This is a genomic window from Paenibacillus suaedae, assembly GCF_032337355.1.
Lineage (GTDB): Bacteria > Bacillota > Bacilli > Paenibacillales > Paenibacillaceae > Paenibacillus_B > Paenibacillus_B suaedae.
Genome location: NZ_JAVYAA010000002.1, coordinates 946,576 through 969,051, shown reverse-complemented (window position 1 = coordinate 969,051; position 22,476 = coordinate 946,576). Strand labels below are relative to the sequence as shown.

Sequence of the window (22,476 nt, the reverse complement as noted above, 5' to 3'; positions counted from 1 at the left end):
AACAAAATATTGGAGGATGATTGAATATGGATCCATCTACGGTAACTGCGCTATTAATAGGGGTTGTTATTGTTATTGCACTAAGTGTATTCTTTAGCTTCTTCCCAGTAATGCTCTGGATCTCGGCTATTGCATCCGGGGTGAAGATCGGGATTATCTCACTCGTCGCTATGCGTCTGCGCCGTGTAACGCCAAGCCGTATCGTCAACCCAATGATTAAAGCTACTAAGGCCGGTCTTGGACTGAATATTAACCAATTGGAGAGTCACTACTTGGCTGGCGGTAATGTTGACCGTGTTGTTAATGCGTTAATCGCTGCACAACGTGCGAATATTCATCTTGAATTCGAACGCGCAGCAGCAATCGATCTTGCAGGACGCGATGTATTGCAGGCGGTGCAAATGAGTGTTAACCCGCGTGTTATTGAAACGCCTATCGTTGCCGCTATGGCGAAGGACGGTATTGAAGTAAAGGTTCGTGCGCGCGTTACCGTACGTGCGAACATCGAGCGCCTAGTCGGTGGTGCTGGGGAAGAGACGATTATCGCGCGTGTTGGCGAAGGTATCGTTACAACTGTAGGTTCCAGCGCATCCCATAAAGACGTTCTGGAGAATCCAGATCTTATCTCCCGTACTGTACTCGGCAAAGGTTTGGATGCAGGAACGGCCTTTGAAATCTTGTCTATTGATATTGCAGACGTCGATGTAGGTAAGAACATCGGTGCACATTTGCAAACTGAGCAAGCTGAGGCGGATAAGCGCATTGCGCAAGCAAAAGCAGAAGAACGCCGTGCAATGGCAGTCGCACATGAGCAAGAGATGAAGGCACGCGTCGTTGAAATGCGTGCACTTGTTGTTGAGTCGGAATCTCAAGTGCCCCTTGCTATGGCTGAAGCGCTTCGCGGCGGCAAATTGGGTGTTATGGATTATATGAATTTGAAAAACATTGAAGCTGATACGCAAATGCGCGGTACAATCGGCAAGGTATCCGACAACAATCCCAACAATAATCACGACAACAAATCAGAAAGCTAGGCGATGAGCCATGGTGATCATTGAGAAGATTATTCATTTCGTCACAAGCAATCCGTTAATAGCGATTATTATTTTGGGAGCTCTTTTTTCTTCACTGGGCGGCTCGAAGAAAAAGGACAAAACCAACCGGATGCCTGATTTTAGTGGAGGGGCTGCAAAAAGCAGCGATGACAAGAGGTATGAGGATGCAGGCGAGGAGGAATATGAGGAGGTAGAACGCAAGCCAGAACGTCAGCCTGTGTTTACGACCAGCGCTGAACGTCCAGCGCCAGCAGGGATGGCTTCAAGTCCGGATAACTCGTATGATTTCATTGACTCGGATGAGGCGCGTCTGACGGAGCTAGAGCAGCGTCTGGCTGCAATCGACCGAATGGCGAGCTCGATCTCGTCCGGATCAGCTTCCAGATTCTCTAAGCGCCATACTTCATCAGCTGCTTCACCCGAACAGGGGCAGGGTTCTTCAAGCCGTGCAGTTACACCTGATGAAGTGATGCAGGGAGTCATTTGGGCGGAGGTACTCGGCCCACCGCGTGCCAAGCGTCCCTATCAGCATCGCCGCTGAATCTATAAGTATTAATACAAGTCCTTGCTGTTCCGTTCAGGAACAGCTGTAGGTGAAGAGAGAAGTTCCACATACAGGCTTAGTACAATACGTGCTAAGCCTGCATAGTGGGGCTTTTTTTTATTTCTGCAGTTCCACAGACAATCATTAACATGGAATATTCCTCGAGGATCTCGCGTGAAGGGTCGCTGCAATCGTTATAATCGCGTCATTCTGCGCATAAATTGTAACGAATAGGAAGGGGGCCCGTCGCAAAATGAGTCGCTTTGGCCGCAAATTAAGCAACTGGACAGCGAATTGGCTGGATCTGCCGCAGGATACATTATCGGATACGCCCCGGTTAGCCATGATTGGAAATCGGCATCTTATCGTTGAGAACCACCGCGGGATTGTGCATTTTTCGAACGAGCTGGTTCGTTTGGCGCTAACCAATGGAGAACTAGAGATATCCGGATCAGAGCTTGTTATTCGGGCGATATGGACGGAAGAGATACGTATTGAAGGAATCATACGCAATATCACATACAATGGAACGGGGGAAATGAAGTGAAGGCACCTACGTTGGCCAATGCTCGCGGCTATGTTCGGGTTCGCATTCGAGGAGGGAATGCGGAGTCTTTTATTAATGCTGTCGTCTCCAAACAAATCCAAGTGTGGGATGTGCAGCGGACTTCGTTCCAAGACTTCCAGTGCTATGTACTGCTGTCTGATTATTTTAACCTGAGGCCCATTTTGAAGCAGACAGGCTGTCGGGTTCATGTGGAGCAGCGGATAGGATGGCCTTTTGCGTTGAGACGAGTTCTCCGCCGCAAGTTCTTCTTGATTGGCTTCGCTATGTTTATGCTTGGATTGTACATGCTCTCCTCGCTGGTATGGTCCATTGATGTGAAGGGCAATGATCGCATACCAACAGAGCAGGTGCTTGCGGCTGCGAAAGAGCAGGGGATATATCCTTTTCAGTGGACATTCCGTCTGCGTGACCCTGATCTAATTGCGAAGGCGATGCACACGAAGCTGAAAGAGGCATCATGGGTGGGAGTCAATTGGGAAGGGACCAGGGTATCAATTCAAGTGATTGAAGCAACGAAGCCCGATTCATTGAAATTGGTTAATCCAAGACATATTGTTGCTTCAGAGGATGCAATCGTAACTGATATTATCGCGGAGAATGGACGAGCTGTCGTTGCCCGCAATGCCCGCGTCAAAAAAGGCGCTGTACTTATTTCCGGGGCCGTTGGAACTGAAACTGAACCGAAGGATGTGGCGGCCAAGGGAGAAGCAAGAGGGCTCGTCTGGCACCAATATGAGATTTCTTCGCCGCTCGTCATGAAGCATAAAGTATACACAGGGGAAGAGAAAGAGAGAAAATATATCGTGACAGGCAACCGGAGGCTTATGGTCTCTGGATTCGGAGATATTCCTTATGCTCATTATGAGCAACTGCAGGAGGACAACACGCTGAAATGGAGGCAGTTGTCGCTGCCTATTGGCTGGACAAATGAGAAAATTAAGGAAGTTCAGTTCGCATCTGAGGAACGAACGGAGACGCAAGCTGCAGAGGCAGGACTGAAGCAAGCTAGGGCGGATGTGCTCGGCAAAAACGGACCAAATGCCCGCATTCATTCGGAAAAAATTTTGCATCAGAAGACGGACAATGGTAAAGTGGTCATGAAGGTGCTTTTTGAAGTGGAGCAATCAATAGCGGAAGAACTTCCGCTTGTTCGCCAGTTTGAACAGAAATCACAACCGGAATCAGAACCACATGAACAAGGACACTGAATACAAGGAGACTGAGGTTTTTGTCGCAACAACAGACTGTTAAAATTTCACTACAAAATGCTGCTGAAGGACTAGCCCTGTTCGGGCCGCAAGATAAGCATCTGCGCTTGATTCAAAGCCGTACAGATGCACTAGTGACATCGCGCGAGGCGGAGGTTGTCATTACGGGGGAAGCGGAAGAAACTGAAAAATTGGAGCAGTTATTCCTCGTTCTGCTCGAGCTGATTCGCAACAATATTATCCTGTCTGAACGGGATATCATGTATGCAGTCGATTTAGCGCAGGAATGGAAGGTTGACGAGCTGCTTGATTTATTCAGGGGCGAAATCGCACATACATACCGCGGCAAACCGATCCGCGTTAAGACAATAGGTCAGCGGCATTATGTATCAACGATTAAGAAGAGAGACATCGTATTCGGTGTAGGGCCTGCAGGTACAGGGAAAACGTATCTTGCCGTTGTACTTGCCGTCGTTGCGTTGAAAGAAGGAGCCGTCAAGCGAATCGTTTTGACTCGGCCTGCAGTAGAAGCCGGAGAGAACCTTGGTTTCTTGCCTGGAGATTTGCAAGAGAAGGTAGATCCGTATTTGCGCCCTCTCTATGATGCGCTGTATGACGTGATGGGCACGGAACAGGTTGCTAAGGCTCTTGAGCGTGGATTGATTGAGATTGCGCCTCTCGCCTATATGCGGGGACGGACGTTGGATGATGCGTTCATCATATTGGATGAGGCACAGAACACGACGCCTGAGCAAATGAAGATGTTCCTGACACGACTTGGTTTCGGATCGAAGATGGTCATTACCGGGGATATTACCCAAATTGATTTGCCTCGCGGTAAGAGATCTGGTCTCGTGGAAGCAGGGCGAATCTTGAACGGGATTGAGGAGATCGGATTCGTGCATTTTGCCGAGCAGGATGTCGTTCGTCATTCCTTAGTGCAGAAAATTATTACAGCTTACCAGAAGGAAAGCGAAAACCAAGGATAGAGAGGACTGTTCTCTATGCTACAGACAAATCGTTCCGGCAACGGAAATAGCAAACGTCAAGTGAATATGACGGGATGGAAGTATAGCGTAGGCGTACGTTTTCTTCTATTTTTCTTATTAACATTATTATTTTATTTCAGTTTGGCGCCGAGCATTCTGCCAGAGAAGCTGGATATTGAAGTCAATGCGAAGAGTGAGAAGGATATTATCGCACCGATTCAAATCCCAGATAAGAAGGCAACGCTTAAAGCCCAAGAGCAGGCTGCCGAGCGCGTACAGCCCATTTATGAGATTATCTCGCTCAAAAATGAGCGCTTAATCGATTCTCTGTTCGAGCGTATCGACCAGTTAAATGACGATGAGCTCATATCGTACGCACAGAAGATCAGCTTATATCGCACCGTCATCCCTGATGAGGTCAATAAGTATCTTAGGGAATTTCTGACGACAAGCCGCAATAAGGATACATATTCGAGTACACTGCTTGACGAAGTAAAGAAACGCATTGACGAGCAGAAGTACGATATCCCTGAAGAAACGTATCTGAAAATTGCACGCTTGACTAAAGAAGACGTCGCACAAATGAAGCCTGTTGCTCGGGAACTAGTGTCTAAGCTGATGGCTGACGCGGTTCCAGATGCCTCTGTGCCGCGTGCCAAGGTACCGGAATACGTCAATGCAAGCTCGCTGGATAAGCGCTCTGCTCGCGAGGTGGTGCAGGAGCTCGTTCGCCTCTGCATTACGCCGAACAAGTTCTACAATGATGACGCAACGAAGGATGCAAAGGTTCAGGCGCGGGAGAATACGCAGCCAATCTTCATTAAGCAGGGCGATATCTTTATTAAAAAAGGGCAGGTTATCTCTCAAGAGACTTATGATTTGCTGAAAGAGAACGATCTTTTGAAATCAGAAGTTAACTACTGGCCGCAATTTGGCTTGTTGCTTCTGTCGGTGATGTTCTCGCTCGTCTTGTTTATGTTTATGCGTCAATCAAGCCATACTCATTTCAAGTTCAACAACGTGCAGTTGCTGATGCTTGTGTTGATTTTCATAATCAATATTATTGCGATTCATATAATCGGCTACGCGCAGACGAAGGAAATCCCTTATATTGGGTATGTTGCACCAACTGCGATGGGGGTTATGCTGATTACCCTGCTCATCGATCTGCCGCTAGCGTATATATGTGCAGTCGTTCTGAGTATCCTTGCGGGGATGATCTTGAACACCAACCAAGGCACGTTGTTTGATTTCCATTTTGGATTTTTTGCGCTCGTGACCAGTTACGCAGCAATATTCGCCATTCATCGTGCAAGCCAACGCTCCACGATCTTGAAGGCAGGCATTATGGTATGTATCTTCGGCAGTGTAACGGCTTTAACGCTGTCCATGCTATATGGAGAGCCAATGAATCAGAGTCATACGATGCTGTCGGCTGCATTTGCTTTTGCCAGCGGACTGCTCACATCAGTCCTTGTACTCGGACTGATGCCGTTTTTTGAAGTTACATTTGGCATTTTGTCTGCACTTAAGCTGGTTGAATTGTCCAATCCGAACCATCCATTACTGCGCAAACTTCTGACAGAAACACCGGGAACCTATCATCATAGCGTGATGGTAGGGAACCTGTCTGAACAGGCTGCGGAATCGATTGGTGCGAATGGACTGCTGTGTCGAGTAGGTGCCTACTATCATGATATCGGCAAAACGAAGCGTCCAAGTTACTTTATTGAGAATCAGACGAATATGGACAACCCGCATGATCAAATCGATCCGAAGCTGAGTACGTCCATTATCGTTGCTCATGCCAGGGACGGCGCTGAGATGCTGAAGGATTACAAGCTGCCGAAGCCGATACGAGATATTGCTGAGCAGCATCATGGTACAACCTTCTTGAAGTATTTCTACTTCAAAGCGAAGAAGCAGGCGGAAGAACAGGGTATTGAGCCTGACTTTACTGAGGATGATTTCCGTTATCCTGGGCCTAAAGCCCAATCGAAGGAAGCGGCTATTGTAGGGATAGCGGATTGTGTGGAAGCTGCAGTGCGTTCACTTCGTCATCCGACGGTCGAGCAAATTGAATCGATGATTCATAAAATTGTGAAGGATCGGATGGACGACAATCAGTTCAACGAATGTGATCTGACACTGCGCGAGCTGGATATTGTTGCTCAGTCACTGAAGGAGACTGTAATGGGAATCTTCCACTCCCGTATTGAGTATCCGGATGACTCGAAGTTGAAGAATAAGGACGCGGGTGCTGCAGCGGAAGCTCCGAAGTCGTAGCCTGCGATTGATTCGGTTGAACGTACATCTTAAAACTGCAAGTGAGGAGCAACGAACATGTCGAGTATGAAGCTGGAATGGAATGACGATCAAGACATTTACCCGATAGATCCTTCCCTAATTGAGCTGCTGGAGCGTATCCTACAGGAAGCTGCGGCGATGGAGGGCATTCAAGAGGGAGAGGTCGCGTTAACGTTCGTTGATAATGAGCAAATTCATGAGTTAAATCGTGAATATCGAGGAATTGATCGTCCGACAGATGTATTGTCCTTTGCCTTGAACGAATCTGTTGAAGAGGAATTGGACATTCTATACGAAATTGAGGATGAGCAAGAATTGGATGAGATGAATGATCTGCTTGGCGATATCATCATCTCAACAGAACGCGCCAAGGAGCAGGCGGATGAATATGGCCACTCCTTGGAGCGTGAAATTGGATTCTTGTTTGTTCACGGCTTCCTGCACTTGCTCGGATATGATCATCAGGATGAGCCAAGTGAACAAATTATGATGGACAAGCAGGAAGCAGTGCTGGAGAAGGTAGGTTTGCGCCGCTAATGAAGCGTCCGTGGAGCGATACCTTTCGTGTTGCCTTCGCAGGAATAGCCTACGCAATACGAACGCAGCGCAATATGAGGGTACATGCAGCAATGAGTGTGTTGGCACTTCTATTAGGGGCTGTACTGCAAATATCGACTTCGGACTGGCTGTGGCTAGGACTCGCCATTACCATCGTAATCTCAGCTGAACTATTGAATACCGCAGTAGAATCTGTCGTCGATCTCGTGATGCCGAAACCGCATCCATTGGCGAAGGTAGCCAAAGATACCGCCGCAGGAGCCGTGCTCGTGACGGCGGTATTCGCCGTTATAGTTGGCGTTGCTATCTTTTTCGAACCGGGAATGAAGCTGCTTGGTGCGATTCTGCGCGTTATGCACGGATGAAGACATTCATACACGGCGCTATTGTCGTTATTGAACGGCAGAGCGCCGTGTATGCACATACAGAGAAGTTTTGGAGGGGAATTCATGTTTCATAATCAAGATCAAATGAATCGTAATACGTATAAATCGGGCTTCGTCGCGATTGTAGGTCGCCCAAATGTCGGCAAATCTACACTGATGAACCATGTGATCGGCCAGAAAATCGCCATTATGTCAGATAAGCCGCAAACGACACGCAACAAAATTCATGGCGTGTACACAACGGATCACTCGCAAATTGTATTTTTGGACACTCCTGGTATCCACAAGAGAAAGTCGAAGCTCGGCGATTATATGAACAATGTGGCACTGAACACCTTGAATGAGGTAGAGGCTGTCCTCTTCCTTGTCGATGTATCTGCTGGGCTTGGCGGCGGAGATAAATATGTGATTGAACAATTGAAAAAAGTCCGTACTCCTGTCATACTCGTCATGAACAAAATCGATCAGGTTCATCCAGAGGCTCTACCGCCGATGATTACAGAGTACAATGAGCTGCACGACTTCGCAGCGATTGTGCCGATCTCGGCGATAAATGGAAGTAACGTCAACCGGCTGCTGGATGTGCTCGGAGGCTATTTGCCAGAAGGCCCGCAGTACTATCCAGATGATCAAATTACGGATCATCCGGAGCAATTCGTCGTTGCAGAATTGATTCGCGAGAAAATATTGCACCTGACGCGAGAAGAAATTCCTCATTCTATTGCGGTAACGATCGAGGATATGCGTGTGCAGGAGAATGGCGTTGTATATATCTCGGCAGTTATTTTCGTGGAACGGGATTCACAAAAAGGAATTGTTATCGGCAAGCAGGGTGCCTTGCTGAAAGAAATTGGAAAGTTGGCGAGACAGGATATCGAAAACTTGCTCGGTTCCAAGACATTCATGGAGCTATGGGTGAAAGTCAAAAAAGATTGGCGAAATCAGGATCGAGTCTTGCGCGATCTTGGTTTTAGACACGAGTAAATCAAGCGAGGAACAGGCTGGTCTAAACCATACACTCCAATTTTTGCAATGGATATTCCCTTCTAAGCAGCACAACCTAAATGATGACGCATAGTCTTACTGGTCTGTATCCGAAGATATTGCCTCGAACGTTCGCTTCAGGTCAGCAACTATAACTGCCACTATTGTTGCTTGCGGGCATCATAGGAGCATGTCATTGATTAAGGTTCTCTTAACGAAAGGGGATTGTAGCAATGCGTGATTTTTCATGGAATGTATTTGCGAAGACGGGGGATGTCGACGCTTACTTGCTATATAAGCAGGCAGGAATGACTGAAGAGCTTGAGGAGCACCCAACAGAGATTGCGCCAATCGTGGAGCAATCTACAGATTAATAATGATTATGCAGCGTCAATCATGGGAGGACGAGAGTGTTATATCGGGTTGAAGGAATTGTCATCCGCAGCATGGACTATGGGGAAGGCAATAAGATCATCACACTTTGTACGAAATCTCACGGCAAAGTCGGTGTTCTTGTTCGCGGCGCGAAAAAGGTTCGTAGCCGACATGCTGCGGCGACTCAGTTGTTCACTTATGGGGAGTACGTGTTCTTTCGTGGAATGGGGCATATTGGTACTCTTAATTCTTGTGAGATAGTAGAGGCGAATCATCAGCTTCGTGAGCAGCTCCATCTGGCAGCCTATGCGTCCTATGCGGCTGAATTAGTGGATAAGGCACTGCATGATGAAGAAGCTGGGGGGCCAATGTTTGATCAATTCCATGCCTACTTGCAAGCTATTGCCCAAGGCAAGGATGTACAGGTGACAACCCATCTCTTCGAGATGAAATTGTGGCAGCGAACTGGCGTAGCTCCTCAACTGCATGCATGCGTCGCTTGCGGTACAGAGGAGAGGCTTGCTGCTTTTAGTTGGCGGTTAGGTGGTGCGCTGTGTGCAAGCTGTAAGCCGAGGGAACATGCGAATTACGTCGCCAATCTGCAAATGCTTGCATTGCTTCAAAAATTCGAGATGACAGACTTGCATCGTCTGGGCAATATTACATTGAAGCCTGCAACTAAGCTGCAGCTTCGGGCTTGCATGCGTGGTTACATGGATACGCATGTTGGGGTACGTCTGAAATCATTGCAGTTCCTTGAGCAGATGGAGAAATATGATCTGGCGCAGCTTGACGAGTAATATCCATTTCGCTATAATAAATCAATAAATTGAGGTATACCTTGTGTTGAAGAAGAAAGTAGTTCGCAGCGTTTGAATGCAGCGATTCAGGGGCAGTGGAAGCCTGAACGAACGAACGAATGAAATGGCACTTTGGAGCAAGGCTCATGTGAAAGTGGATCGGACTTTATTTCGATCAAGTAGGGTGGAACCGCGGGAATATAACTCTCGTCCCTACGTCTGGCATCAGGCGTAGAGGCGGGAGTTTTTTGCATTCTCCCATACGTCAATGCCGTCAATATGAGGCAAAGGAGTCCTGACTGTGAATTTTCAACAAATGATCTTGACGCTGCAGCAATTTTGGGCTGAGCAGAATTGCATCATCGTACAGCCGTATGATGTAGAGAAGGGTGCAGGGACGATGAACCCGATGACCTTCCTTCGTTCCATCGGGCCAGAACCATGGAATGTAGCTTATGTAGAGCCATCTCGTCGTCCAGCTGACGGCCGTTACGGGGAGAACCCGAACCGATTGTACCAGCATCACCAGTTCCAAGTTATTTTGAAGCCATCTCCAGACAATATTCAAGAATTGTATCTGGAGAGTTTGAACCGCCTGGGGATCGATCCAACAATCCACGATATTCGTTTTGTAGAGGATAACTGGGAATCGCCAACCTTGGGTGCATGGGGTCTAGGTTGGGAAGTATGGCTTGATGGTATGGAAATTACGCAGTTTACTTATTTCCAACAGGTGGGCGGTATCGATGCACATCCAGTGGCTGTAGAGATTACGTACGGCTTGGAGCGCCTTGCGTCCTATATTCAAGACAAAGAAAATGTGTTCGACTTGGAGTGGGTAGAAGGCGTAGCTTATGGCGACGTATTCCACCAGCCTGAATTCGAGCATTCGAAATATACATTCGAAGTAAGCGATACGGAGATGTTGTTTACGCTGTTCAATATGTATGAGAAAGAAGCAAATCGTGCGATGGATGCTCATTTGGTATTCCCAGCATATGATTATGTGCTGAAATGCTCCCATACATTCAACCTGCTTGACGCACGCGGCGCGATTAGCGTAACGGAGCGTACAGGGTACATTACACGCGTGCGCAATCTTGCGCGCCATGTGGCTGCGACTTACTATGAAGAACGTGAGAAGCTTGGCTTCCCACTCTTGAAGAAAGGAGAGGAACAAGATGCCTAGACATTTATTGCTCGAGCTTGGCTTAGAGGAAGTGCCTGCACGTTTCATTCGCAGTGCGATGGAACAACTGAAGGAGCGTACGGAACGCTGGATGACAGAATCGCGGATTGCATACGGAACGGTATCTGCGTATGCAACACCAAGACGTCTCGCAGTGCTCATTCAGGACGTTGCAGATAAGCAGACAGACGTTCATGAGGAAGTGAAGGGGCCAGCCAAGAAGATTGCTCACGATGCGAGCGGTGAGTGGTCGAAGGCAGCCCTTGGATTTGCACGCAGTCAAGGCGTAGATCCGTCGGAATTCTTCTTCAAAGAGTTGAACGGAGTCGAGTATATCTACGCGAATAAGAGCAGCCTTGGGACGAATACGGCGGATGTTCTTGTTGAGGGATTGACTTCAATTATTCATGCAATGACTTTCCCGAAAAACATGCGTTGGGGTGCGAAGGATATGCGCTTCGTTCGTCCGATTCGCTGGATTGTTGCTCTGCATGGCGAGGATATTATCCCACTTGAAATTGCAGGCGTAAAAGCGGGCCGCACGACTCGTGGTCATCGTTTCCTTGGTGATGAGGCGGTTATTGATGCGCCGCTTCAATACGTGGAGCGCCTTCGTGAACAGTCCGTCATCGTTGATGTGGCAGAACGCGAAGCAAATATTAAGAACCAAATTCAAGAGCTTGCAAAGAGCAAGGATTGGCACATTGCGATTAAGGAAGATTTGCTGGAAGAAGTACTGTTCTTGGTTGAAACCCCTACCGTATTGTTCGGTGGATTCGATGAAGCGTTCTTGAACATTCCTCAAGAAGTGTTGATTACTTCGATGCGTGAGCATCAGCGTTACTTCCCTGTATTGAATGCAGAGGGCCAGCTCCTTCCTTACTTCGTAACCGTGCGCAACGGTGACTCCAAGGGATTGGAGATGGTTGCAAAAGGGAACGAGAAGGTGCTGCGCGCACGCCTGTCTGACGCGAAGTTCTTCTATGAAGAAGATCAGAAGCTTAAAATTATCGATTGCGTGCACAAGCTAGATTCAATCGTGTTCCACGAGGAGCTAGGCTCGATCGGGGATAAGGTGCGCCGCATTCATGCAATTGCGGATGCATTGGCGCTGGCGGTTCAGACGGATCGTGAGACAGCGCTGTGGGTAAGTCGTGCAGCGGATATTTGCAAGTTCGACCTTGTTACGCAAATGGTCTATGAATTCCCTGAATTGCAGGGGGTTATGGGTGAGGATTACGCTCGCAAGGCAGGGGAACCAGAGGCGGTAGCCCAAGCAATCAACGAGCATTACAAGCCTAGATTCGCTGGCGACCCAGCACCAGCTTCACTTGTCGGTTCGATAATCAGTATGGCTGATAAGATGGATACGTTGACTGGCTGCTTCGGGATCGGCATAATCCCGACAGGGTCGCAGGATCCATATGGCTTGCGGAGACAGGCGACAGGTATTGTGCAAATTCTACTGGAACGCAATCTTCCACTTACTTTGCATACGATCTTCAACATTACGCTTGATGTATATGAACAAGCAGGATTGTTGAAACGTGAACGTGAGGAAGTTCGTAAAGAATTGTATGAATTCTTCGGCTTGCGGGTGAAGAATGTATTGTCTGATTCCGTTCGATACGATGTTGTTGATGCGGTAATGGCTGCTGGCTATGACGATGTGAAGCTCACAGTAGCTCGTGGAGAAGCACTTATGCGTGCTGTACAGGCAGATGAGTTCAAGCTGACGGTTGAATCGTTCAACCGTGTGGGCAATTTGGCTGCTAAAGCAGACAGCAAGGAGATACGTTCTGAGCTGTTCGAGCAGGATGCAGAACGCAATCTTCATGAGAGCTGGCTGCGAGTGCATGAAGCTTATGAAGCAGCTTATAGCAATCCATCAGAGGCACTGAGCGTATTGTCCCAGCTGAAGGATGAAGTCCATTCGTTCTTCGAACAAGTGATGGTTATGGCTGAGGATCAAGCGGTGCGGGTGAACCGCTTGGCTTTGCTTGCGAATATTGCAAATGACATTCAGCGCTTCGCAGATTTCTCCAAGCTTGTCTGGGCGTAATAAGCAACAATGAGATTTATCGTCTATGGACAGTAGGGTAGTTGTTGTAAATGGATGGAACATGAAGAAGGGATTCTTCGGATTCTCTTCGACATGTTCCATCCTTATTTTCATCGATTCGACAAAAACTGAGTTGATGTAGAGGAAATCCGGATTTCGAAGCAGGAATTTTAAACGATACAGCGTATATAATATAAACGGTGAAACGATTAATGAAAGTTCCGACGCTTTACGAAAATGGTGAGAACATGTCTTCTAAACTTCGAATCGTAGTAGACGCCGATGCTTGTCCTGTGAAAAATGAAATTGTTGCCGCAGCCATTGAAATGGGTGCAGGAGTTATTTTTGTAGCTTCTTATGCTGCATTTGCTCCAGACTGGCAGCTTATGAATCTTGATATTCATACTGTTTTTGTGGATCAAGCGTTTCAAGCGGCGGATATTTATATTGCCAACACAGCGCGGTCAGGGGACGTAGTGGTTACGGGCGACTACGGGTTGGCCGCGCTCTGTTTGCCAAGAGGTGCATCCGTACTTACGCCGAGAGGCAGCGAGCTGACCGGCGATAATGTAGATGAGTACCTGACAAGGCGGCATATCTCAAGCAAAGCGAGAAGAGCAGGTTTACGAACGAAAGGTCCGCGAGCGATGAGTGAAGAGGATCGCGAAATTTTCCAACATAAACTGACAAAACTTTTGCTTCGTGAGCAGGAGAAAATGCGCCCATAGCGAATTAGTAATACGTGTTCAGATGAAGGTGATTGACGATGAACGGATATGGACTTATTCCTGACGAAGTTCGCGATGAAGTATTGAAGCGCAACGATATCGTCGATATTGTTGGACAATACGTCCACTTATCGAAGAACGGTAAATATTTGAAGGGGCTCTGCCCTTTTCATTCAGAGAAGACACCATCGTTCACGGTCACGCCGGAGAAGCAAATTTTCCATTGCTACGGCTGCGGGAAGAGCGGGACAGCCATTCAATTTGTGATGGGCCTTGAAGGATATTCCTATCCTGAAGCGATTACCCATCTAGCTGAGTTGGCGGGCATTCCTATAACATGGGGAAGCGGTGACTCGTATGCTGAACGCAATCCGCGGAATGAAGCGAAAGATCGGCTGATTGAAGCACATGAACTGACTGCGAAGATGTATCATTACATATTAATGAATACGACGGAAGGTCAGGAAGCGCTTCGCTATTTGCGTGAACGCGGCATTAATGACAAGCTCATCGAACAGTTTCAGATTGGATACGCACCGCCGAATTGGGATATGATCGTGAAGTTTCTAACGAAACGGCAGTTCGACCTAGCTCTGGTAGAGAAGGGCGGTATCGTATCGGCTAGAACGAATGGTGAAGGGTATGTCGATCGTTTCCGTAACCGGGTCATGTTCCCGATAAGGGATCGCCGGGGACGCATTGTTGGATTTGCAGGTAGGGTACTGGACGGAAGTCAGCCCAAATACTTGAACTCACCCGAGACTATGCTATTCAACAAATCGAAGCTGCTGTACAATGTGCATCAAGCAAGACCGCACATTAAGCGCAGCGGAGAAATTGTTCTGTTTGAAGGATTTGCAGACGTTATTCAAGCGTGGGAAGCCCAAGTGATGAATGGCGTTGCAACAATGGGAACTGCGTTAACCTCTGAGCATGTCCAGTTGCTGAAGCAGCTCGGGGATAGTGTTACATTATGTTATGACGGCGATGATGCTGGACAAGCAGCCGCCATGAAATCGATTGACCTATTAGAGGGAAGCGGCCTTCATGTTGCTGTCGCCATGCTTCCTGATCGGATGGATCCTGATGAATTTATTAAGGCACACGGAGCTGAACGGTTCAGGCATGCGATCATCGCGTCAGCTGTTACGCCAACCAAATTCAAGCTTATATCTTTACGTCGAAATCATATACTGCTAGAAGATGATGGCAAACGGCGCTTCAAAGATGCGGCGTTGCGTGTTGTGGCGCAGGTTGAATCTCCTGTCGAACGGGAGATGCATTTGAAGGAGCTCGCTTCACTGCTTGAATTATCAGGGGATTCTGCGATTGCTTCTTTGAAGCAAGAATGCGCGAATATCCGTCAAAAACTGCAAAAAAACAACCAAAACGGGGATAATCAAGACAATTGGTGGAATAATGTTAGGAATGATAAACAAGTTATCTCCCCGCCCGTGTTGCGTCCAGCATACGTCTATGCAGAACGCAGTCTGCTGGCGCTAATGTTCCAAGATATCGAAGTGTCCAACTATGTGGAGCGGAATCTTGGTGAGCAATTCAATGTAGATGATCATGCGGCACTTGCCGCTTATCTATATGCTTATTACGCGCAAGGCAAGGAGCCTGATTTCAGTTGTTATTTGGCGACATTGCAAGATGACCGATTAGAGAAAACGGCTGCATCCATATCGATGGCTGAAGTGCCATTGCGAAATGACACCGCCTTATTAGACGATTACATCGGTCAGATCTTGAAAGTGCCTAGGCATCGTGAAATTGAGCGTAAAAAGGAAGAAATGGTGCAGGCGGAGCGTTCTGGAGACATCTTGCGTGCCGCGCAAATTGCACAAGATATTATAGCCCTAGAGCAACAACTGAAGCGGTAGGAAGCAGAAGTTTCTAGGGAGGAGGGAGTCGGAAAATGGCGAATGATCAACATACTGGACTAGATGCCGAAGCAGCGTTGGAACATGTGAAGGATCAATTGATTGAGCTCGGTAAAAAGCGCGGCTCGCTCAGCTATAAAGATATTACTGAAAAGTTATCGACGTTCGATCAAGACCCTGAGCAGATGGATGAGTTTTATGAACAGCTATCTGATTTGGGCATTGAAGTGGTAAATGAAACGGAAGATGGAATGGGCAATCGCAATAATGGTGATCGGGAGAATGGGGATAACGAAGATTTCCATTTCGATGATGACTTATCGCTGCCACCGGGAATTAAGATTAATGACCCGGTTCGGATGTACTTAAAAGAGATCGGCCGTGTTCCGCTCTTGTCAGCAGAAGAAGAGATCGAACTTGCGAAGCGAATTGAGCAGGAGGACGAAGAAGCGAAGAAACGCTTGACGGAAGCGAACTTGCGCCTCGTAGTCAGCATTGCGAAGCGTTATGTTGGACGCGGAATGCTGTTCCTCGATTTGATTCAAGAAGGAAATATGGGACTGATTAAGGCTGTTGAGAAATTCGACTACAGCAAAGGATACAAGTTCAGTACGTATGCAACATGGTGGATTCGCCAAGCGATTACAAGAGCGATTGCCGACCAAGCGCGTACAATCCGTATCCCTGTTCATATGGTAGAAACGATTAATAAGCTTGTCCGTGTATCCCGTCAATTGCTTCAAGAACTTGGACGCGAACCAACTCCAGAAGAAATTGCAGCAGAGATGGAACTTAGTGTTGAGAAAGTACGCGAGATCATGAAGATTGCTCAGGAACCGGTATCGCTTGAGACACCAATTGGTGAAGAAGACGATTCTCACTTGGGAGACTTCATTGAGGATCAAGAAGCATTGGCACCTGCTGATGCGGCAGCATATGAGCTGTTGAAGGAGCAGTTGGAGGATGTCCTTGACACATTGACAGAACGTGAAGAAAATGTGCTTCGTTTGCGCTTTGGTCTCGATGACGGCCGTACTCGCACCTTGGAAGAGGTAGGCAAGGTATTCGGTGTCACACGCGAACGGATTCGCCAAATTGAAGCGAAAGCACTTCGTAAATTGCGTCATCCGAGCCGCAGCAAGCGACTTAAAGATTTTCTTGAATAGTGGCTAACGACGAGACCTTCTTGCGCGCAGTATGCGTGGGGAAGGTCTTTTGTCGCCATGTAAGGCATTCCCACACAGGAGCGTGACAAGCCTCATGGATCAGAAGCAGCGCCAATGGATGTCGCAGGAAATTGCACGTTGGAGACATAATCGATTATTGCCGGAACGCTATTGCGAATTCCTTGCTCAATTGTACCAACTGCCAGAATCAACAGAAGCAGCTGAGCCGTCTGTGGTATCTAACAGACGCTTCGCGGAATGGCTGGCCGATCTTCCTGCCGCCAAATGGCTGGCGTTATTTATCATTTCTGGTTTGTTCTGTACTGCTGGATTTCATTTTACCGCTTTTGACATTCCAATGCAAATTGGAGCTGTCGCCTTATTTGCCCTTATTAACTATGGGCTTGCCGTCTTCAATTCAAAGTATGCGACAAAGAAAAGTAAAGTGCAAATCGCGGTATTTATAAGTCTCGGCAACGCTGTAAGCATGCTTGGCGCGCTTGCCATTCTCATGCTGCATCAATGGCTTTCCTGGTATGGCGTGGCGCTGTGGTTGATTGGAGCAGGGCTCTTATGGATCATAACAGGATTGCTACTGCGGCGCGGCGGAATGCAGGGGTTCGGTTGGCTCCTGCTGGCGATCGCCTATGCGGTAATTCTCTATTCAATGGGGGGAGAACTTACGCTCATTGAGATGCAGTGGTTGTGGCTTCCAGAGAGCTTATTATTCATCTGGATGGCTTGGGTGATGCACAGTGTTCTTCCTTCAGCTTCAGCAGGGCTACTGATAGCTTCCCTGATTGCTTGGCATATGCCTGAGGCCGCTTGGCTTGGCAGAATCATCACACTGAAGCTTAATGCTGGTGGCGAGGTTCTGCTATTTATGCTAATGAAGCTTTTTATTACGTTTTACATGGGATATTACTTTAGACAACAGTGGGTGAAATGGATTCGTGAACATCAAACTGTCCAAACGACTACAATGGATTGCGGATTGGGTGCCTGAAGGCAGCAAACTTGCAGATATCGGTTCTGACCATGCGCTGCTGCCATCTTATTTGGCGAAGCAAGGCATTATTTCTTATGGCGTCGCAGGTGAAGTGAATCAAGGTCCGTATGAAGCAGCTAGACGCCAAGTGCTCGGATCTCGCTTGGAGAATATCGTACAGGTCCGGCTTGGTGATGGGCTTGCCGTATTGGAGCCTAATGAGGTGGACTGCATTTCTATCGCTGGAATGGGGGGGAGCCTCATTGTCAGTATATTATCAGCTCAACCTGAGAAGCTTGAGGGGGTCAAGCGACTCATCCTCCAGCCGAATGTGGGCGAGGATATCGTTCGTCGCTGGCTTCGCAAGGAAGGCTGGGCACTGCTTAAGGAGCATATTTTAGAGGAAGACGGCAAAATTTATGAGGTTCTGCTTGCAGAGCGCCAGTTCGAATCAGCAGAGACACATAACGCTCGTCTGTACGAGTCTCGGCCTTTATTATGTGGGAAGATGCTGTCAGAGGAGTGGCTGCTGCAATTCGGCCCACTGCTGTCGCAAGCTCCTACAGATGTATTCTTTGAGAAATGGAAGCGTGAAGTAGCGAAGCGGGAGCGTGTACTGCGTACAATGGAACAGGCCGAGAGTGAAGAGGCGAAGCAGCGTCGAGAAGTATTCGTTCAGAACAAAGCGGAACTGGAGGCGATTATTGAATGTTTGCGAAAGGGTCAACAATAATTCAGTGGATGGAGCAGCTGGCGCCTAAGTCATTGGCTGTACCAGATGATCGAATTGGGCTTCAACTAGGTTCGCTAAATAAGGAAGTAGCGAAAGTACTCGTTGCACTCGATGTGAATGAAGAGGTCGTGGAGGAAGCTATCGCTCAGCAAGCGAACCTCATTATCGCTCACCATGCAATCATTTTCCGACCTTTGAAGCATTTACAGACAGATACCCCTGCCGGCCGATTATATGAGAAGCTCATCAAGCATGACATCTCGGTATACATCTCACACACGAATTACGATGTGGCAGTAGGGGGCATGAATGATTTGATGGCGGAACGCCTCCAGCTTACGAATGTCCGTGTCCTCGAAACGCTGCAGCAGGAGCAGATGCACAAGCTGGTTGTATTTGTACCGCAGACGCATGCAGATGAAGTTCGTGCTGCAATATTGGATGCCGGGGCTGGGCACATCGGGAACTACAGCCATTGCAGCTTCAATAGTGAAGGCTTCGGCACGTTCAAGCCTGGCGACGGCACGAATCCGCATATCGGACAAGCGGGCAAGCTGGAGAATGTACCAGAAGTACGAATTGAGACAATTATTCCGAAGTCGGTTCGAAGCCGTGTGCTGCAAGCGATGTTTAAGGCGCATCCATACGAGGAAGTCGCTTATGATCTCTACCCTGTAGATATTCAAGGAACAGAGTATGGCTTGGGCCGAGTAGGCAAGCTGACTGAAGCTGTAACTCTTCATCAATTGTCAGAGCAGGTGAAGAGCAGCTTCGAGGTATCGAATGTACGCGTGGTCGGCAATCTGGAGCGTTCTGTACGCAAGGTTGCTGTCCTCGGCGGTTCAGGCGCCCGATATATCCATCATGCGATATTCCACGGAGCGGATGTGCTCGTCACGGGAGATGTGGATTACCACACTGCCCACGATGCACTCGCTGCAGGTCTTGCAATAATTGATCCGGGCCATAATGCAGAGAAGATGATGAAGCAGGATGTCGCAGGACGCCTGCAGCAGGTGGCATCTGACAAGGGAGTATCGACGCAATTCGTAGCTTCTTCCACAAATACCGAGCCATTTCAGTTTTTGTAAAAGTTGACGGTTGAGTTTCTTGCGCGAAACTTGTATACTAACGAATGTTGACGGAAAGTTTGACAGACAATCGCTGGTGACTTGGTCACGAGAGGAAAGTCCGGGCTCCATAGGGCAGGGTGCTGGATAATGTCCAGTCAGCGCGAGCTGAAGGATAGTGCCACAGAAATGGACCGCCGATGGCTGCTTCGGCAGCACAGGCAAGGGTGGAACCGTGGTGTAAGAGACCACGAGGAGCGTTGGTGACTTCGTTCCTGGTAAACCCCATCTGGAGCAAGACCTAATGAGATGCATGCCCGCAAGGGCAGCCTTAGCCCGAGGTGCGTCTGGGTTGGTCGCTTGAACCGTGCAGCAATGTACGGTCTAGATAGATGATTGTCACTTTGTAGTGGAAGGGTAGCTCCCGTAATACCACGATCAGTACAGAACCCGGCTTACGGCAAACTTTCCGGAGCTACAACACTTATTGTTCGAAGGATGCATTGTGTACGGAGTGTATAATGCAGATGTCTAACAAGAACGAGTCAACTCAGCTGCTGCATTTGGTTGCACAGCATCAATACAAGATTATAAGAACCCCCGCACACAAGCTGTGCGGGGGTTTTTGGTTGGAGGACATCAGCTACAATGTCCCATCCCATGGCCATAAGTCGTTTACGGCTGGGAAGCGGGGATTATTGAAGATGGCGTAGATGGACGCTTCACATATTGAGCAATCGTGCGCTTGATTTCGCGTGCAATATTTTGCGGAAGCAGCGACAATGATGTTGTTCCTTGCTCTGCAAGGCTTAGGGCCTGTGCGACATCAATTTCACCATAGCCATAATACATATCTTTACCCGGTGTTCCTAAGTCGACTACACTCTGCCGCATAATATCGTACACCTCCGTATTCTTTAACGAAGGATTCACGGAGCGAATAAGTGCAGCCAATGCGGATACATGCGGGCAAGCCATTGAAGTGCCTGACAATGCCGCATATTGATTGTTCGGATACGTGCTTGCAATCGACGTGCCGGGCGCCACAACATCTACGTAGTTGCCGTAGTTGGAGAAGGAAGCGCGCTTCTGATTCGCATCCGTAGCGGATACGGCAAATACTTCAGGATAAGCAGCAGGGTATCCAGGACGCCGGGTATTGTCATTGCCCGTTGCAGCGATCAGCACGACATCGCGATCATAGGCATACTTGACTGCATCATGCAGAAATGCGCCATCGACATAGTTGCCTAAGCTCATGTTGATGACCTTGGCTCCATTGTCAGTCGCCCAAATAATTCCTTCCGCAACAGAGTACGATGTACCTGATCCGTTATTGTCAAGCGCTTTGACTGGAAGAATCGGATTGTACCATGTAATCCCGGCAATGCCTTCACCATTATTGACAGTAGCGCCAATAATGCCGGCTACATGAGTACCATGTCCGACTTCATCTTTTGGAGGCTGGTTTTTATCAAAGACGTTATAACCCTTCAGCAGCTTGCCTTGCAAATCACGATGATTGGAATCGACGCCGGTATCGACAACCGCCACAATGACATCTTTGGCCCCTTTGCTCGTCATCCATCCTCGGTTCGTATGGATATTCGGCAAGTTCCATTGATAAGCCTTGTACAACGCATCATTTGGCTCCTCAGCAGCATCCCCTTGTGTCGGTTCATTCAATGTCTTGGGGCGAGCTTGAGAAGAAGGAGTCGATGGAACTGGTGAGGGCTTCTCATTTGTCATATATAGAAAATGAGGCTCACTGTATATCGGATTGAATTGTTTGAAATAAGAAGTTAATTGCTTAACACTCATCTTATGAGAACGAAACACATACGTGTAACCGAGCTTGCGCGGGTGTGCGCACCCAGTATCCCGCATCATACGCTGCAATTGAATGGAGTCGGGGTCAGAACGGAAGCGCACGACGATTTCATTCTCATAATAATGGCTTGTGCCGGCGTTATCTTCTCCGTCTTGAACCTTTACATCCCGCATCGAGTTGGAATCGACAGACTTGACACGGTACTTGGATTCAGGCGGGTAAGGTACAAGTCGAAGATTTTTTTGCTGATGCTTGCGTACGGTCTGGATGACATCTTGATTCACGATTGCGACAATCCCCTGCTGCGATTGGGGAGAGGCAATGCCAATGACCATATGGCTTTTCCCATTCACTAACACTTCAGGAGAGGAATATGACTGCTGCTTCGTTACGTTCATGGTAGCAGTCCGAACATAACTCTCGAGCTGCTTGTTGGCGTCCCAGCGCTCATCCTTCGGTACATTTCCTTTCTCCCAAGCGGTTGAACCACCTTCGACCCATTTCATGTACACGAAGTGGGGATGGGATTTCATAAATTGCTGAACGGTATCCTGCTTCTGGGCATGAGTCTTGGCTCCCCAATTGGCAAGCGCATCTTCCAGATCACGTCTGGAATCAATGGCGAACATCCGGCTTGTGCGTGTAACGTCCTGATTCAGGATTTGTTTTTTCATGCTCTCTTCGTGTGCGGCTGTCGTCATGCCCCTTGGCTCGGGATGGCGATCTGGAGCCCACAATAGCGGAATCGTAAGTACGGCTGCACAGAGAGCAACTATTCCAACCACATATCGTCGCTGCATACAACTTCCTCCTCTAGCGTTCCTTCCTAATTGTCCTGCCTTTTGATATCAAGCGCCTCTCGGCTGCAGATATCGTATCGTGAACAGACCTGTTTATAGGTTGAGAATTGGTACACGAATTTATTCGGGACGCGGCGGAAAATGATACCCATCATGATCGGATTGTGGTAGGATGAAGGGGAAATGAAAATGATTCCAAATCGGATGCCCGAAGAGTTGAAATTCCAAATGGACGAATGGGGTAAGGGG

20 protein-coding genes and 1 other RNA gene are annotated in these 22,476 nt (G+C 48.1%); 20 read left to right on the top strand and 1 reads right to left on the bottom strand.

Annotation, left to right across the window (positions count from 1 at the left end):
* Positions 1 to 26: 26 nt before the first annotated feature.
* From floA to rnpB, 20 genes are all read left to right on the top strand, one after another.
* Entirely contained in the window at positions 27 to 1,034 is a 1,008-nt protein-coding gene (floA, locus tag RQP50_RS12250; RefSeq protein ID WP_028531291.1) for a flotillin-like protein FloA, read from the top strand.
* Between the two features lie 10 nt (positions 1,035 to 1,044).
* A complete protein-coding gene (locus RQP50_RS12245; RefSeq protein WP_315745624.1) occupies positions 1,045 to 1,596 on the top strand; it encodes a hypothetical protein in 552 nt (183 codons plus the stop codon).
* Positions 1,597 to 1,852: 256 nt separating this feature from the next.
* A complete protein-coding gene (gene yqfC / locus RQP50_RS12240; RefSeq protein WP_021256803.1) occupies positions 1,853 to 2,146 on the top strand; it encodes a sporulation protein YqfC in 294 nt (97 codons plus the stop codon).
* Positions 2,143 to 3,375 carry a sporulation protein YqfD gene (gene yqfD / locus RQP50_RS12235; protein ID WP_065290489.1) on the top strand — a complete coding sequence of 411 codons (1,233 nt, stop codon included), beginning with the start codon at positions 2,143 to 2,145 and terminating at the stop codon, positions 3,373 to 3,375. Before yqfC ends, yqfD begins: the two co-directional genes overlap by 4 nt.
* Before the next feature lie 20 nt (positions 3,376 to 3,395).
* Positions 3,396 to 4,364, top strand: a complete 969-nt coding sequence (locus RQP50_RS12230) for a PhoH family protein (protein ID WP_021256801.1) — start codon at positions 3,396 to 3,398, stop codon at positions 4,362 to 4,364.
* A 15-nt stretch (positions 4,365 to 4,379) separates the two neighbouring features.
* Positions 4,380 to 6,650 carry an HD family phosphohydrolase gene (locus RQP50_RS12225; RefSeq protein ID WP_072728897.1) on the top strand — a complete coding sequence of 757 codons (2,271 nt, stop codon included), beginning with the start codon at positions 4,380 to 4,382 and terminating at the stop codon, positions 6,648 to 6,650.
* Between the two features lie 57 nt (positions 6,651 to 6,707).
* Positions 6,708 to 7,208 carry an rRNA maturation RNase YbeY gene (gene ybeY / locus RQP50_RS12220; RefSeq protein ID WP_021256799.1) on the top strand — a complete coding sequence of 167 codons (501 nt, stop codon included), beginning with the start codon at positions 6,708 to 6,710 and terminating at the stop codon, positions 7,206 to 7,208.
* The gene (locus RQP50_RS12215; protein WP_072728895.1) at positions 7,208 to 7,594 is read left to right on the top strand and encodes a diacylglycerol kinase family protein; all 387 of its coding nucleotides are present in this window, start codon (positions 7,208 to 7,210) and stop codon (positions 7,592 to 7,594) included. Before ybeY ends, RQP50_RS12215 begins: the two co-directional genes overlap by 1 nt.
* An 84-nt stretch (positions 7,595 to 7,678) precedes the next feature.
* Positions 7,679 to 8,599 carry a GTPase Era gene (gene era / locus RQP50_RS12210; protein WP_370510413.1) on the top strand — a complete coding sequence of 307 codons (921 nt, stop codon included), beginning with the start codon at positions 7,679 to 7,681 and terminating at the stop codon, positions 8,597 to 8,599.
* A 233-nt stretch (positions 8,600 to 8,832) separates the two neighbouring features.
* A complete protein-coding gene (locus RQP50_RS12205; protein WP_072728894.1) occupies positions 8,833 to 8,973 on the top strand; it encodes a YqzL family protein in 141 nt (46 codons plus the stop codon).
* A gap of 36 nt (positions 8,974 to 9,009) precedes the next feature.
* Positions 9,010 to 9,774 carry a DNA repair protein RecO gene (recO, locus tag RQP50_RS12200; protein ID WP_021256796.1) on the top strand — a complete coding sequence of 255 codons (765 nt, stop codon included), beginning with the start codon at positions 9,010 to 9,012 and terminating at the stop codon, positions 9,772 to 9,774.
* A 301-nt stretch (positions 9,775 to 10,075) separates the two neighbouring features.
* Entirely contained in the window at positions 10,076 to 10,963 is an 888-nt protein-coding gene (glyQ, locus tag RQP50_RS12195) for a glycine--tRNA ligase subunit alpha (protein WP_021258134.1), read from the top strand.
* Positions 10,956 to 13,025, top strand: a complete 2,070-nt coding sequence (gene glyS / locus RQP50_RS12190) for a glycine--tRNA ligase subunit beta (RefSeq protein WP_072728893.1) — start codon at positions 10,956 to 10,958, stop codon at positions 13,023 to 13,025. Before glyQ ends, glyS begins: the two co-directional genes overlap by 8 nt.
* Before the next feature lie 248 nt (positions 13,026 to 13,273).
* Positions 13,274 to 13,753, top strand: a complete 480-nt coding sequence (locus RQP50_RS12185) for a YaiI/YqxD family protein (RefSeq protein WP_028531288.1) — start codon at positions 13,274 to 13,276, stop codon at positions 13,751 to 13,753.
* 38 nt (positions 13,754 to 13,791) lie between these two features.
* Positions 13,792 to 15,639 carry a DNA primase gene (gene dnaG, locus RQP50_RS12180; protein ID WP_315745623.1) on the top strand — a complete coding sequence of 616 codons (1,848 nt, stop codon included), beginning with the start codon at positions 13,792 to 13,794 and terminating at the stop codon, positions 15,637 to 15,639.
* A 35-nt stretch (positions 15,640 to 15,674) separates the two neighbouring features.
* Positions 15,675 to 16,805, top strand: a complete 1,131-nt coding sequence (gene rpoD, locus RQP50_RS12175; RefSeq protein WP_021256791.1) for an RNA polymerase sigma factor RpoD — start codon at positions 15,675 to 15,677, stop codon at positions 16,803 to 16,805.
* 94 nt (positions 16,806 to 16,899) lie between these two features.
* On the top strand, positions 16,900 to 17,811 hold the full coding sequence (locus RQP50_RS12170) for a hypothetical protein (RefSeq protein ID WP_315745622.1): 912 nt from the start codon (positions 16,900 to 16,902) through the stop codon (positions 17,809 to 17,811).
* Entirely contained in the window at positions 17,759 to 18,526 is a 768-nt protein-coding gene (locus RQP50_RS12165) for a tRNA (adenine(22)-N(1))-methyltransferase (protein WP_072728891.1), read from the top strand. The genes RQP50_RS12170 and RQP50_RS12165 overlap by 53 nt, the downstream gene beginning before the upstream one ends.
* A complete protein-coding gene (locus RQP50_RS12160) occupies positions 18,502 to 19,617 on the top strand; it encodes a Nif3-like dinuclear metal center hexameric protein (protein ID WP_315745621.1) in 1,116 nt (371 codons plus the stop codon). Before RQP50_RS12165 ends, RQP50_RS12160 begins: the two co-directional genes overlap by 25 nt.
* Positions 19,618 to 19,671: 54 nt before the next feature.
* Positions 19,672 to 20,069: RNase P RNA component class A (gene rnpB / locus RQP50_RS12155), an RNA gene on the top strand.
* A 202-nt stretch (positions 20,070 to 20,271) separates the two neighbouring features.
* Here the strand turns inward: rnpB and RQP50_RS12150 are convergent.
* Positions 20,272 to 22,227 (bottom strand): S8 family peptidase, encoded by a 1,956-nt coding sequence (locus RQP50_RS12150; RefSeq protein WP_065290498.1) that lies wholly within the window; start codon positions 22,225 to 22,227, stop codon positions 20,272 to 20,274.
* Positions 22,228 to 22,476: the final 249 nt, after the last annotated feature.

Coding starts and splice junctions, on each gene's coding strand:
- floA (WP_028531291.1), top strand. CDS start 27: ATGGATCCATCTACGGTAACTGCGCTATTAATAGGGGTTGTTATTGTT.
- RQP50_RS12245 (WP_315745624.1), top strand. CDS start 1,045: ATGGTGATCATTGAGAAGATTATTCATTTCGTCACAAGCAATCCGTTA.
- yqfC (WP_021256803.1), top strand. CDS start 1,853: ATGAGTCGCTTTGGCCGCAAATTAAGCAACTGGACAGCGAATTGGCTG.
- RQP50_RS12225 (WP_072728897.1), top strand. CDS start 4,380: ATGCTACAGACAAATCGTTCCGGCAACGGAAATAGCAAACGTCAAGTG.
- ybeY (WP_021256799.1), top strand. CDS start 6,708: ATGTCGAGTATGAAGCTGGAATGGAATGACGATCAAGACATTTACCCG.
- RQP50_RS12215 (WP_072728895.1), top strand. CDS start 7,208: ATGAAGCGTCCGTGGAGCGATACCTTTCGTGTTGCCTTCGCAGGAATA.
- era (WP_370510413.1), top strand. CDS start 7,679: ATGTTTCATAATCAAGATCAAATGAATCGTAATACGTATAAATCGGGC.
- RQP50_RS12205 (WP_072728894.1), top strand. CDS start 8,833: ATGCGTGATTTTTCATGGAATGTATTTGCGAAGACGGGGGATGTCGAC.
- glyS (WP_072728893.1), top strand. CDS start 10,956: ATGCCTAGACATTTATTGCTCGAGCTTGGCTTAGAGGAAGTGCCTGCA.
- RQP50_RS12185 (WP_028531288.1), top strand. CDS start 13,274: ATGTCTTCTAAACTTCGAATCGTAGTAGACGCCGATGCTTGTCCTGTG.
- dnaG (WP_315745623.1), top strand. CDS start 13,792: ATGAACGGATATGGACTTATTCCTGACGAAGTTCGCGATGAAGTATTG.
- rpoD (WP_021256791.1), top strand. CDS start 15,675: ATGGCGAATGATCAACATACTGGACTAGATGCCGAAGCAGCGTTGGAA.
- RQP50_RS12170 (WP_315745622.1), top strand. CDS start 16,900: ATGGATCAGAAGCAGCGCCAATGGATGTCGCAGGAAATTGCACGTTGG.
- RQP50_RS12160 (WP_315745621.1), top strand. CDS start 18,502: ATGTTTGCGAAAGGGTCAACAATAATTCAGTGGATGGAGCAGCTGGCG.
- RQP50_RS12150 (WP_065290498.1), bottom strand. CDS start 22,227: ATGCAGCGACGATATGTGGTTGGAATAGTTGCTCTCTGTGCAGCCGTA.